Origin of the sequence: Veillonella sp. 3_1_44, from assembly GCF_000163715.1 — a bacterium.
In the GTDB taxonomy this organism is placed as follows: Bacteria; Bacillota; Negativicutes; order Veillonellales; family Veillonellaceae; genus Veillonella; species Veillonella parvula_A.
This window is the reverse complement of sequence record NZ_GG770199.1, coordinates 768,629-780,661: the sequence shown is the minus strand read 5'-3', so window position 1 is coordinate 780,661 and position 12,033 is coordinate 768,629. Positions and strand designations below refer to the sequence as shown.

Here is a 12,033-nt window from a genome sequence, read left to right as displayed (position 1 = left end):
AATGGGACATATAGTTAGGTTGGTGGATGGGCATCTTGTATATGATGGATTACTGTCATCACAAGAGAAAGCTACTGTTGATGAGATTTTAGAAACACTCCAAAAAGAAATACCTATTATTGAAGAAGATTTATTTCAAGAATATGGTAAAAATGTATTATACAAATACAATTTAGGCCTATTTCTTGGTGAACTATTAGAACGATATAATATATCAGTAACAGATCGTCGAAGATTTTGGGATGAAATTAAAACTTTAGCTACTAAGGAAAATCGGAAAAGAAATGAAGGAGCTAAATCTGTAACAAGAAGTTTTTATCAACAATGTTATATCTTAGCACAGCAAGAAGTAGAGGCTGTTAAAAAGCTGAGCTGGCGTCAATGGCAAGATATTTTAGATCGAGTGGGGAATAGGGAAGACTCTCGTATATTTGAGTGGATAAAAAGTTTGGATGAAAAAATCCGAGAAGATGATTGGCGAGAGTTTGAAAAAGCATTGCATCTTTATTTAAAAGATAAAGATACAAGTGTATTTAGCCAATCTGAGCTATTTGAAATATATGATTCTATTATGCTTATGTGCAAAAAATGGAGACAACTCTTTAAAGTGTTCGAGGTTAGTCATCCAAAATCTGCAAAAATTAAAACTAAGGCAATGTGGGCAAAAAAATACTATAAATTATGCTTTAAGAAAAAAAAGGAAGAACGCTTGAGAACTATTACAGATGAAATTTGTGATATAGCATTTAAAGAACTTATGGAGTATTAATATATCTTATGAAATTTATATTGATACTGATGAAAAAAAGCTATGAAATTATAGATAATACTTGGCGTATTGATGCTGGGGTACGACATATTTTTTAATTAAATATTGCACTAATGGTCCTTATAGCGTATGCTGTAAGGACCATTAGTATGTAAGGAGTTAATTATGACTAAGATTTTATTCATTTGCCACGGCAATATTTGTCGTTCTACAATGGCAGAGTTCTATATGAAACATATCGTTAACATGACTGGTTTAAGTGATTCTATTCATATCGAGTCCGCTGGTACATCTCGTGAGGAGATAGGGAATGATACCCATTATGGGACTAAACAGAAATTAGATGAAATGGGTATCCCTTATACTCGTCGCAAGGCACGCCAAGTGACGATGGAGGATTATCACAACTTTGATTATCTCATTATCATGGCTGAAAATAACGGGCGGAACTTACGTCGTATCGTCGGTGATGATGTAGATTCCAAGGTGTATAAGGCGATGTTGTTCATTGGTGAAAGCCGTGATGTGAAGGATCCTTGGTATACGGGAAACTTTGATGAAACGTATGACGATGTGAGCCGTAGCTGTGATGCTCTATTAGCATTGATTAAAAAGAATATGTAATTAAAATAGCCTCTAATATTGGTTAATATAGGACTTAATATTAGGGGCTTCTTGGTATAAACCTAGTATTCATATGTACTTTATACTATCGAAGCATAGCGTAATATGGTATAATTTTTAGGTGTTCATGCGCCTATAGCTCAGGGGATAGAGCGCCGGTCTCCGGAACCGGGTGCGCAGGTTCGATTCCTGCTAGGCGCACCAATAGCAAAAGGCTTCTCAAGATTTTGAGAGGCCTTTTTTGTATGTGTCCCTAGTTTTAAACGAGAAATTTTGCGTGAATTGTGAAAGTATCTAATAAAGGTAGCTTCATACTCCTTATATAGTTGGAATGGTATAATGTCCTCAAAATTTGCATTGTTATTTGATGTAGATATGGAGAGGTTTTTATGCTTTCAACACTTTTATTTTTATTAACTGTATTCTTAGTTTACCTATTCATTAAACAATATAACTTGTTGCAAAACTTGTCTGGAGAAATCAGAGAGACTCGTACTAATATTATGGCTTTCTATGAGAAAAAGGTGTCTATTATAAATGAGTTTATTAACCTTGTAAATGAGCTAGATGGTTATGAAAAATTAACTTCCTTAAAATTGTCCAATACCTTTGTAGAAATGACTCGTGAAACATCTAAAGCGGTAGAAAATATTACTGCCTTAGTAAATCAATTTCCGGATTTGAAGGCCCATACTCAATATGCTGAATTCCAAGAATATCTTAGAGAAAATGACATATTAATCTCAAATAAGCGTGAAGTTTATAACTATCAAGTGAAACAATACAACAGTACTTTGGCACAAATTCCAATGGTATTTGCTGCATCATTATTGGGCTTTAAAGAAGCGCCGTTTTTTGAGCCAAATAGAGAAGGTGCGTTTTCTGAGTTCAGTGGTGCTGATTCTAAAGCTATTAAAGACCTAGCTAAAAAAGGTTGCAATAAATTAAAGGAAACTACTGAAAAAGTTAGTGAGACCTTACAAAAGAAAGAACAAGAGGCACAAGCTAAGAGAGAAGAACGCATTAGACAAGAGCGCGAAGCCGCTTCTAATAATGAAAAAGTAACGGCTGAAGAGAACACTGATCAAGAAGTACCAAAAGCTGAGGATACTTCTGAACCAGACGCATCAAAAACTGGTGATAGTTCTACAGTTGTAGAGAAGCAAGAAGAGAAATAGTTATATAGAATAGATGTATACAAGCAGGTAGAATTTAATTCTGTTAGCAATAAAAAATGAGAAATAAAAAACTCCACTTTTTTGAGTGGAGTTTTTCCGTATATGAAGTATGAACGTATTTTTGCTACTGAGCTAGTTTTAGATATGGATAATTCGTTTACTGATGTGAAATTATATATTCAATAATATCGAAATAACATAATAAATGTGATTTGGGTAACACATTTTGTTTTGAGAATGATGTACAATAAAAATAGCTATATGGAAATCTGAACATCCTAGCCGGAACACTAGGACATATAGGGGAGCGTTAAATTACATAGTGAATTTAACTAAGTGAAAATTACTTATATATGTATCTATAACTCATCCGTTTGAGGATGTAGCTATTTAGAGGGGATAATATGACAAATAAAATACAGGAGCTCACGGTCAACGAAACTTGGCGCGATGAGCAAGACGCATGGAACCATCGTTCCGAGTACTTTGTAGAAATGCACAATCGCGAGGATCGCAAGGCACAGGTCACTGATTTTTTAGCCTTCTTAAAGGATGAAAATTTATTACCTTCATCGAATGGTCGTACACTTGATGTAGGCTGTGGTGTTTGTGACTACGCACTTGGGTTAGCTCGGGAAGGCTATAAGGCGACTGGTATCGATTTATCTGATGGTATGATTCGCGGTGCTAAACAATTGGCAGAGTCAGAAGGTTTAGATCTTAGCTTATATATTGGACCTTGGTCTGATGAAACTCGTCGAGAATTAGGTTGGGATAAAAGCTTTGACTTGGCATATAGTATCTTCTGCCCGATTATGTTTGATGTAGAAAATATTCGCGCCATGCATGATGCAAGTAATGATAAATGCTTGTGGATTGCTTTCAGTGAACGGAGCGACGAAATGGTAGATATGTTATCTGAACATTTCTTTGGCCGTGATTCTTTCCCATGGGATGGCAAGATGAAAGAGTGTTTAGATGCTATCCATGAGATGGGGCATAATGTGAAAGTAACTTATAAAACAGTTCCTGAAACAGAGGTTATGTCTCTTGAAAAGGCAGTTAATTATTTTACCATGCGACTTCATAATAATGGATGGGGAGATATGGAAGACATGAAAGAAGAGATTAGAAATCTCATTGAGCCACTAGCTATTGATGGAGAAATCCATAATAAGACTGTTGATAAGGTGGCTTGGGTTTCATGGTCTGTGAAATAGGAGAGAAACATGACAGTTGATGAGAAACGTAAGTTAGAACTAAAAACTATGTACCAGATTATTGGCATCTATTGTCATAATAAGCACCACACTCCTAAAGGACAACTCTGTGAGGAGTGTCAAAAAGTTTGGCAATATGCTGAACATCGTATAGATGTATGTCCTCATATGGAAAGCAAGACCTTCTGCAGCGTATGTAAAACGCATTGCTATGCGCCTACGTATCGTGAAAAAATACGTGAAATCATGCGCTATGGTGGACCTAGAATGTTATTTATATCACCAATTCAAGTTATTCGCCATATGTATTTAGAGTGGAAGGATAGAAAAAGGAGTCGTACTTCTTATGAAAACTGATATGATTGTAAAGACAGGAATGTTTGTAGCATTGACGGTTTTACTATCTTATATATTTGCTATTCATACTACATTTATACATATTACCTTTGGATTTTTATCAACCGCTATATTTGGTATTCTTTATGGGCCTATGGCAGCAGGTATAATGGCTGCTATTGCCTGTTTTATAGGTATGTCTTTATTTGGACAAGGGGTATTCTTTCCCGGCTTTATCATATCTGAATTTCTTGTAGGCTATGTGTATGGGTATTTTTTACACGGACGTAATGTTACATTTAAACAATTACTTTTACCGGAGACGATTGTTACTGTATGTATACATCTGATATTAAATACAATATGGCTCACAATATTTTATAACAAAGCAGTATCTGCTATATTTATTGGACGTCTTATTAAAAATATCATTTGTTTCCCTTTAGAAATTGCATTGATTTTAATTGTGTATAAGGCAGTCAGTAAGTTTATGGTACAAAAAAAGCCATAATCTTACAGTATACTAAAATGCACCCCTAACATTAGATTATATGTTAGGGGTGCATTATTATTTGTAAATATAGCGTTTTACGCGAGTGCTTTGTCCAATACAGTTTTGATTAAAGATTTTGTTTGGGCATAGCTTTCACCAGGTTGCGCCTCGTATTGTTTGTCGAGGTCGAACCATAAGTTCGGATAGTATTCATATGGATGAGTTTTGAAGAGCTCATGAGCATCTTGATCTTCAACCCAGTTGATATGAATATCTGCGTATGCAGGATTTTCTGCAACGAGTTCATCGATAGCACGGAATGCATTAGCGCAATAAGGGCAACCGTTTAAATGGAAACCTAATATTTCTTTCATGATATTCAGTCCTTTCAAAATAGAATCTACATATATTTCTATAATTTGAGATTTTATACATATTCATGTACCACAACATATGGTACACTACTGAGTATAACATATCTATATAAGATATTCAATTTTTAGATATATCAGATGTGAATATTGAGAATTCGATATGCATGCATTATATAAATAAGGAGATACCTATGATTTCAGGCGCACAGTATCTGGTAAAAGCCCTTCAAGAGGAGCAGGTAGAGTTTTTGTTTAACTATCCTGGGGCGGCTACTATTGATATCATGGATGAATTATATAAACAAGATAAGGTAAAAGTGATTTTGCCGCGTCATGAGCAGGCATTGGCCCATGCGGCAGATGGATATGCTCGTAGTACCGGTAAAGTAGGGGTTTGTATGGTAACCTCTGGACCTGGTGCTACAAATCTTGTGACTGGTATTGCTACTGCTTATTCTGATAGTGTTCCTCTCGTTTGTATTACAGGCCAAGTTGACTTGGGTCTGATGGGCAATGATGCGTTCCAAGAAGTAGATACTGTTGGCATTGTACGCAATATCTGTAAATATGCTGTTACCGTTCGTGATCGTAAAGAGCTTGGCCGTATTTTGAAAGAAGCCTTTTATATTGCTCGCACAGGTCGACCAGGTCCTGTGGTTGTAGATATTCCTAAAAATATTCAAAAGGCTATGGGCTCTGATGAGTATCCTACTGAGGTTAATATTCGCGGTTACAAACCAAATACCACTGTTCACGTAGGTCAAGTCAAAAAAGCCTGTTCTATTATTAGTAAAGCTAAAAGGCCTCTATTCCTATTAGGCGGTGGGGTAAGCATTAGTGGTGCTAACGACCTTATGATGGAGTTGGTTAAAAAAACAGGGATTCCTGTAGTAACAACATTGATGGGGAAAGGTGCTATTGATAGCCGTCATCCATTGTATCTTGGTAATGTAGGGATTCATGGTGGCTATGCGCCTAATGTAGCCATAACTGATTGTGATGTGATGATTTCTATTGGTACGCGCTTTAATGATCGTATTACTGGTAAACTAAGTACCTTTGCACAAAATTGTAAGATTATCCATATTGATGTAGATGCGGCGTCTATTTCTAAAAATATTAAGGTTGATATTCCAATCGTAGCAGATGCTAAATTGGCTATCGAAAAAATCTTAGAATATATTGAACCTCACGATCTTGGCGACTGGCCAAAACAATTACAGCAACTTAAGGCAGAGCGCCCTGTCACTCAAGCTGACGAAGAGGGGTTAACACCTCAAACTGTTATCGAGTACATCAATCATCATTATGAACATCCTATCGTTACAACCGATGTGGGTCAAAATCAATTGTGGACTACCCAGTTCCTTGATGTAAAAGGTCAATATCAAATGTTGACGTCTGGTGGCTTAGGGACTATGGGCTATGGTTTCCCTGCTGCATTAGGTGCGCAAATGGGAAATCCAGATAAGCGTGTATTTGCCATCTGTGGTGATGGTGGCGTGCAAATGAATATCCAAGAGTTTGCCACTGCTATGCACTACCGCTTGCCTGTGACGCTAATTATTTTAAATAATGGTTTCCTCGGAAATGTACGCCAATGGCAACAATTATTCTACGACAAACGATATGCTTGTACAAATTTATTGATGGATGAAAGCTCTATTGTAACGCGTGATATTATTGATAATAATGAGTTTGAATATGTTCCAAACTTTGTACAATTGGCAGAAGCTTATGGTGCTAAAGCTATGCGAATCACTAAGGTAGAGGACATCGAAAAAGGATTCCAATTGGCGGATACTTTCAAAGATGGCCCTACATTACTTGAGTTTATCATTCCAACAGAACTCAATGTGTTGCCAATGGTACCAGCAGGTAAGTCTTTAAGTGATATGTTGTTGAAGGATAAAAAATAGGAGGGGCTATGGAAGTACATATGAAAAAACGCTGTATTTCAGCGTATGTAGAAAACCAAATCGGTGTACTAGCTAAGATTTCAGGCCTCTTCGCAGGCAAAAATTATAATCTTGATACATTGACTGTAGGGGAAACTGAAGATTCTACCATGTCTCGTATGACGATTGATCTTACTTGTGACGATTTGACATATGAACAAATCATTAAACAGCTTAATCGCAGTGTAGAGGTGATTAAGGTTATCGACTTTACTGACATGCGAATTACGAAAAAAGAATTACTATTTATCAAGGTCAATAGCTGTAAAGAAGCGGATAAACAAGAAATCTTCCGCATTGCCCAAACCTTTGATCTATTAGTTGTGGATTATAATCGTAAATCTGTACTAGTACAATGTGTAAAGACCGTATCTAAAAATAATGACATGATTGCCTTATTTAAAGATATGTTCGTCAATCGTATTGAAGTTGTACGCGGTGGTAGCGTAGCTATCGAAGCATTATCTACACCTGATAGATAAGGTGTGTACTCTAGCACTTTAAAAGCGATTTAGGTCTATTCAAATATATAATACATGTATTTGAATAGACCTATTTTTTGTGGCTTAAAGCGTGTACAACTTAATATGATATAATATGTATATCGAGCATTATTGATATAGAGACCTTGGTTGTATGCCAAAGTCTTTTTATATAGGAGGTACTATGAGCTTATTAGATGATATTTTAGCCCATAATCGAGAATATGTAGAAGATCAAAATACAGGTTATGTAGATACAGATACAAAGTGTAGTAAAATGCCTAGTCGTGAAATGGCAATTGTTACATGTATGGATACACGTCTTGTTAACTTCTTAGAAGATTCCATGGATATTGGGCGCGGTGAAGCGAAAATCGTAAAGACTGCAGGTAACTGTATTACAGGTCCCTTTGATGGCGTTGTGCGTAGTTTACTTGTTTGTATTTATGAGCTAGGTGTTAACGAAATCTTTATCATTGGTCATCACGAATGTGGTATGGCAAAAACTACGGCAAAAGATCTAACAGAAAAAATGTTGGCTCGTGGTATTGCACCAGAAGCGATTCATATGGTCCGTAAAGAAATGGAACGCTGGGCTGATGGCTTTACACATCCTGCTGAAAATGTAGAGGATACAGTAGACGAATTGCGTATGAATCCTTTGATTCCTAAAGATGTGCCTATTCACGGTCTTATCTTCCATCCTAGAACGGGTGAAATCGAAGTCATTGTTAATGGCTATACACAAATGAAACAATATTACGAAAAGAATTAGAATTATATGAACAAAAAAAGATTAATTATATCCGTGCTAGCCATTATTGCCTTGGTCTGTGTTACTATAGGTGGATATGTCCATAAGGATGCTATACAGAGTCGTATAGCTAGAACTGCTGCCGTTGTAAGTGGACAAGAAATTAAGCCACTCCTCGATTCTGAAAGTCGTTATATTAGGCAAATTGTAGCTCAAGATAATAGCACGAGTCGTACTATTATGTGGCAATCAGATAGCAGTGAAGCTGATGCGGTAATAGAGTATCGTCTTGTTGGATCCGATACGACTCAAACGATAAGAGCTACAGACAAAGCTTTTACCGATGATGGTAGTACTACCTATATCCATGAGGGTACATTAACTGGTTTGATGCCTAGTACTAAATACGAATATCGAGTTGGTTATGGTAGTGATCGCCGTAGTGATTGGTACTCTCTGGAAACGGCTGGCGCCAGTGTGTATGATGTTCTTATCTATCCAGATTCTCAGTCGGGGGATTATTCTCAGTGGGAAGAGATTGTAATGGACTCAGCACATCGTAACCCTAGGACCGCCTTGTATATTAGCATGGGTGACCTTGTAGATAATGGAGAGCAGGCCTATCAATGGCGTACTTGGTTAAATTCCATTAGACCGTTGAGTGCTAATGTGCCGTTAGCAACGACATTAGGTAATCACGAGATGTATACATTAGATTGGAAAATGCGCGAGCCTTATGCGTATTTGAATTACTTCGGAGTACCACCTAATGGGAATGAAACCTTTAATCGACGTTATTATTCCTATGATTTTGGCGATGTACATTACGTTGTATTAGATACGATGTTATATGAAAGTAATCATGAGGACAATCATGATACACATCATCCTGATCTATACGATGTACAAGTTCAATGGCTACGCCAAGATTTAGCTACAAATACTAAAAAGTGGACAGTAGTTCTCATGCATCGAGATCCATTCCGATATGCCTTTGATCGACCAGGTGCAAGTCGCGATGTAGGTTTTGATGATGAGGGCGTATTATTTATGCCTATCTTTGATGAGTTTAATGTAGACTTAGTTTTATCTGCTCATTTACATACATACCGCAACCGTGGCCATGTACGAAACTTTGATCGAGACCCATCTGGTCCACTATATATCCTTACAGGGATAGCTGGTGATGCACGACGTCCTAAGTAGAAGCAACATCCTCTAGATGTATATGTAGCGCCTCAGCCTGAAACGAATAATTATATGTCTATGACAGTGACACCGAATAAGCTGATTGTAAAATCATTTTTACCTGATGGTACTCAGCTCGACGAATCCGTCATTGAAAAATAAGAGAAAGACACCTTCTTTGGAAGGTGTCTTTTTTTGTCTATTTTTCTCTAATCAAAGGTAGCAAGAATCTATGAGTAAAATTGATTTACAATATAACAAATAAAAATACAGTAAATTTGTATAAATACTTGCTAATTATGGTAGGTAGTATTATAATACGTGTATAGATTATAAAAATACACAAAATATGTATAAAATATACATACAGTGTATAAAGGAGATAGAGTAATGAATGCATTACAAGATTTAATAAAAACTTATGCCTCCCAATATAAAGAACAAGTTGTGGAATGGCGCCGACATATTCATAGCCATCCAGAGTTATCTGGTGAAGAGAAACATACATCTTTATTTATTCAAAAGGTGCTTGGTGAACTAGGAATTCCCTTTGTAAACGATATTTCTGATTATGCTGTTATCGGTAAGATAGAAGGTGCTCATACAGGCCCTGTTATTGCATTGCGTGCCGATATGGATGCGTTACCCATACATGAAATAACAGGCGTGCCCTTTGCTTCACAAAATGAAGGTGTTATGCATGCGTGTGGTCATGATAGCCACATGGCAATTTTACTTGGTGCAGCGGCGATTCTACAATCTATTAAAAATCAATTACATGGGACCGTGAAACTCGTATTCCAACCTTCCGAAGAAGAAGCTTTATTCCCAGGTGCACAAGGCATTGTCGATAGCGGCATCCTCGACGATGTGGATGAGATATATGGACTTCATGTGTGGCCTCAATTGCCAGTGGGAACTGTAGGTCTTAAAAAAGGTAATCTCATGGCTGCATCCGATCACTTCCTCGTACACATTAAAGGGAAAGCTACTCATGGTGCAGAACCTCATAATGGGGTAGACGCAATTGTAGCAGCCGCAAACTGGATTGTAAATGTGGAATCCATGGTGGCTCGCGAAACGAATCCCATGGAAAATCTCGTGTGCACAATTGGAGTGATTAATGGTGGTGATCGATACAATGTGGGCTGTGGTGATGTGTATCTTGAAGGTACTTGTCGTACCTATGAACCAGAGAAACGTGATTATATTGAGCGACGTTTGGGTGAAAGCTTACAGGCCCTCGATGTGATGTTTAAAACGGAAAGCACTTTGGATTATAAGCGTGGCCATGGTGCTACCATCAACAATCCAGAGGCCATTGATTATGCCACATCTATTGTAGAGAAATATCTTGGTAAAGAAGCTGTGGTCCATCCTGAATTTCCGTCTATGGCAGCAGAGGACTTCTCCGCATATCTTCATAAAATAAAAGGTGCTTTTCTTTGGTTAGGTACTGGGTTTGAAGGCAATCCGGCCTTACATAATGAGGCTTTCACTATTGATGAAAGCATTCTGGAACCTGGTATAACAATGATGGCTGCTATTGCCGCCGAATTTTTACAAGAAAAGTAGTTAAATAAGTAGTTTGAAATAAGAGGTTATCATGAAAAGTTTACAACATACATCATTTAAAACAATGCTTCAATACACACCGGAAGAAATTAAATACTTCTTGGACTTAGCAGCAAAATTAAAAGCCGATAAAAAAGCGGGCAAAGAAATCAAAACATTAGTAGGTAAAAACTTTGCATTAATTTTTGAAAAAGACTCAACACGGACACGTTGTGCTTTTGAGGTGGGGGCTGCGGACCAAGGTGCTCATACAACATATCTTGGCCCTACAGGTTCCCAAATGAATAAAAAAGAATCCTTAAAAGATACAGCTCGTGTTCTAGGATCTATGTATGATGCTATCGAGTTTAGAGGTTTTGATCAAGCCGATGTAGATACATTAGCTGATTATTCTGGCGTACCTGTTTGGAATGGGCTTACCGATATGGATCATCCTACACAAACATTAGCAAATTTCTTAACCATACAAGAAAATATCGATAAAGCGTTGAATAAAATTTCCTTTGCTTATGTTGGACACGGTCAATCAAATATGTGCAATGCCTTGATGAGTGGTGCCGTTAAAATGGGGATGGATTTCAGACTCATTGGCCCTAAACAATACTGGCCGGCTGGTCCATTCTACGAAGAGTGCTTAAAAGTGGCTAAAGAAACGGGTGCTACTATTACTTGCACAGATGATGTAGCTGAAGGCGTTAAAGGCTTAGATGTTATTTACACTGGTGTGTGGGTAACGATGGGTGATACTTACGATATGTGGGAGGAACGTATCAATACCTTTAAACCATTCCAAGTAAATGGAGAAATGATGGCATTAACTGGCAATCCGAACACGAAGTTCTGCCACTGTTTACCTGCGTTCCACAACACAGAAACACAAGTAGGTAAAGATATTTATGAACGGTTTGGCATGAATGGCATTGAGGTGACCGAAGAGGTATTCGAAGGTTCAAACTCTTTAGCGTTTCAAGAAGCCGAAAATCGTCTCCACACGATTAAGGCAGTTATGGTTGCTACCTTTGGAGATTATCCATTGAAATAAATTCATCCTCCTAAATGGTGATGAATCGTATAGTTTGTTT

At 37.3% G+C, this 12,033-nt stretch carries 13 protein-coding genes and 1 tRNA gene; 13 read left to right on the top strand and 1 reads right to left on the bottom strand.

Annotated elements, in window-relative coordinates; all coding sequences use genetic code 11:
- Nucleotide 1 precedes the first annotated feature (1 nt).
- The 7 genes from HMPREF0873_RS03625 to HMPREF0873_RS03595 all read left to right on the top strand — a co-directional run bounded on the left by HMPREF0873_RS03625 (nt 2) and on the right by HMPREF0873_RS03595 (nt 4,638).
- Complete coding sequence (locus HMPREF0873_RS03625; protein WP_038125503.1) at nt 2–769, top strand: hypothetical protein; 768 nt, start codon at nt 2–4, stop codon at nt 767–769.
- 165 nt (nt 770–934) lie between these two features.
- Nucleotides 935–1,393, top strand: coding sequence for a low molecular weight protein-tyrosine-phosphatase (locus HMPREF0873_RS03620; protein WP_008714389.1), 459 nt, complete (start codon nt 935–937; stop codon nt 1,391–1,393).
- A 129-nt stretch (nt 1,394–1,522) separates the two neighbouring features.
- Nucleotides 1,523–1,597, top strand: a tRNA-Arg gene (locus tag HMPREF0873_RS03615).
- A gap of 185 nt (nt 1,598–1,782) precedes the next feature.
- Entirely contained in the window at nt 1,783–2,571 is a 789-nt protein-coding gene (locus tag HMPREF0873_RS03610; RefSeq protein ID WP_008714387.1) for a LemA family protein, read from the top strand.
- Nucleotides 2,572–2,975: 404 nt separating this feature from the next.
- Nucleotides 2,976–3,791, top strand: a complete 816-nt coding sequence (locus tag HMPREF0873_RS03605) for a class I SAM-dependent methyltransferase (RefSeq protein ID WP_008714386.1) — start codon at nt 2,976–2,978, stop codon at nt 3,789–3,791.
- A 9-nt stretch (nt 3,792–3,800) separates the two neighbouring features.
- Nucleotides 3,801–4,148: a nitrous oxide-stimulated promoter family protein gene (locus HMPREF0873_RS03600; RefSeq protein ID WP_004696632.1), complete on the top strand. Its 348-nt coding sequence runs from the start codon at nt 3,801–3,803 to the stop codon at nt 4,146–4,148.
- Entirely contained in the window at nt 4,138–4,638 is a 501-nt protein-coding gene (locus HMPREF0873_RS03595) for a folate family ECF transporter S component (RefSeq protein WP_004696629.1), read from the top strand. Before HMPREF0873_RS03600 ends, HMPREF0873_RS03595 begins: the two co-directional genes overlap by 11 nt.
- Before the next feature lie 77 nt (nt 4,639–4,715).
- On the opposite strand, the gene HMPREF0873_RS03590 is transcribed toward HMPREF0873_RS03595, so the two are convergent.
- On the bottom strand, nt 4,716–4,994 hold the full coding sequence (locus HMPREF0873_RS03590; RefSeq protein ID WP_004696628.1) for a hypothetical protein: 279 nt from the start codon (nt 4,992–4,994) through the stop codon (nt 4,716–4,718).
- A gap of 191 nt (nt 4,995–5,185) precedes the next feature.
- Between HMPREF0873_RS03590 and ilvB the strand changes: the two genes are divergently transcribed.
- From ilvB to argF, 6 genes are all read left to right on the top strand, one after another.
- Nucleotides 5,186–6,913, top strand: coding sequence for a biosynthetic-type acetolactate synthase large subunit (ilvB, locus tag HMPREF0873_RS03585; protein WP_008714382.1), 1,728 nt, complete (start codon nt 5,186–5,188; stop codon nt 6,911–6,913).
- A gap of 8 nt (nt 6,914–6,921) precedes the next feature.
- Entirely contained in the window at nt 6,922–7,434 is a 513-nt protein-coding gene (gene ilvN, locus HMPREF0873_RS03580; RefSeq protein ID WP_004698541.1) for an acetolactate synthase small subunit, read from the top strand.
- A 184-nt stretch (nt 7,435–7,618) separates the two neighbouring features.
- Nucleotides 7,619–8,209, top strand: coding sequence for a carbonic anhydrase (locus HMPREF0873_RS03575; protein ID WP_012864653.1), 591 nt, complete (start codon nt 7,619–7,621; stop codon nt 8,207–8,209).
- A gap of 6 nt (nt 8,210–8,215) precedes the next feature.
- Nucleotides 8,216–9,394 carry a metallophosphoesterase family protein gene (locus tag HMPREF0873_RS03570; protein WP_232191996.1) on the top strand — a complete coding sequence of 393 codons (1,179 nt, stop codon included), beginning with the start codon at nt 8,216–8,218 and terminating at the stop codon, nt 9,392–9,394.
- Between the two features lie 372 nt (nt 9,395–9,766).
- A complete protein-coding gene (locus tag HMPREF0873_RS03565; RefSeq protein ID WP_008714378.1) occupies nt 9,767–10,951 on the top strand; it encodes a M20 family metallopeptidase in 1,185 nt (394 codons plus the stop codon).
- A 31-nt stretch (nt 10,952–10,982) separates the two neighbouring features.
- Entirely contained in the window at nt 10,983–11,993 is a 1,011-nt protein-coding gene (argF, locus tag HMPREF0873_RS03560) for an ornithine carbamoyltransferase (RefSeq protein WP_008714376.1), read from the top strand.
- The last annotated feature ends 40 nt before the right edge of the window (nt 11,994–12,033 follow it).

Coding starts and splice junctions, on each gene's coding strand:
- HMPREF0873_RS03625 (WP_038125503.1), top strand. CDS start 2: ATGGGACATATAGTTAGGTTGGTGGATGGGCATCTTGTATATGATGGA.
- HMPREF0873_RS03620 (WP_008714389.1), top strand. CDS start 935: ATGACTAAGATTTTATTCATTTGCCACGGCAATATTTGTCGTTCTACA.
- HMPREF0873_RS03610 (WP_008714387.1), top strand. CDS start 1,783: ATGCTTTCAACACTTTTATTTTTATTAACTGTATTCTTAGTTTACCTA.
- HMPREF0873_RS03605 (WP_008714386.1), top strand. CDS start 2,976: ATGACAAATAAAATACAGGAGCTCACGGTCAACGAAACTTGGCGCGAT.
- HMPREF0873_RS03600 (WP_004696632.1), top strand. CDS start 3,801: ATGACAGTTGATGAGAAACGTAAGTTAGAACTAAAAACTATGTACCAG.
- HMPREF0873_RS03595 (WP_004696629.1), top strand. CDS start 4,138: ATGAAAACTGATATGATTGTAAAGACAGGAATGTTTGTAGCATTGACG.
- HMPREF0873_RS03590 (WP_004696628.1), bottom strand. CDS start 4,994: ATGAAAGAAATATTAGGTTTCCATTTAAACGGTTGCCCTTATTGCGCT.
- ilvB (WP_008714382.1), top strand. CDS start 5,186: ATGATTTCAGGCGCACAGTATCTGGTAAAAGCCCTTCAAGAGGAGCAG.
- ilvN (WP_004698541.1), top strand. CDS start 6,922: ATGGAAGTACATATGAAAAAACGCTGTATTTCAGCGTATGTAGAAAAC.
- HMPREF0873_RS03575 (WP_012864653.1), top strand. CDS start 7,619: ATGAGCTTATTAGATGATATTTTAGCCCATAATCGAGAATATGTAGAA.
- HMPREF0873_RS03570 (WP_232191996.1), top strand. CDS start 8,216: ATGAACAAAAAAAGATTAATTATATCCGTGCTAGCCATTATTGCCTTG.
- HMPREF0873_RS03565 (WP_008714378.1), top strand. CDS start 9,767: ATGAATGCATTACAAGATTTAATAAAAACTTATGCCTCCCAATATAAA.
- argF (WP_008714376.1), top strand. CDS start 10,983: ATGAAAAGTTTACAACATACATCATTTAAAACAATGCTTCAATACACA.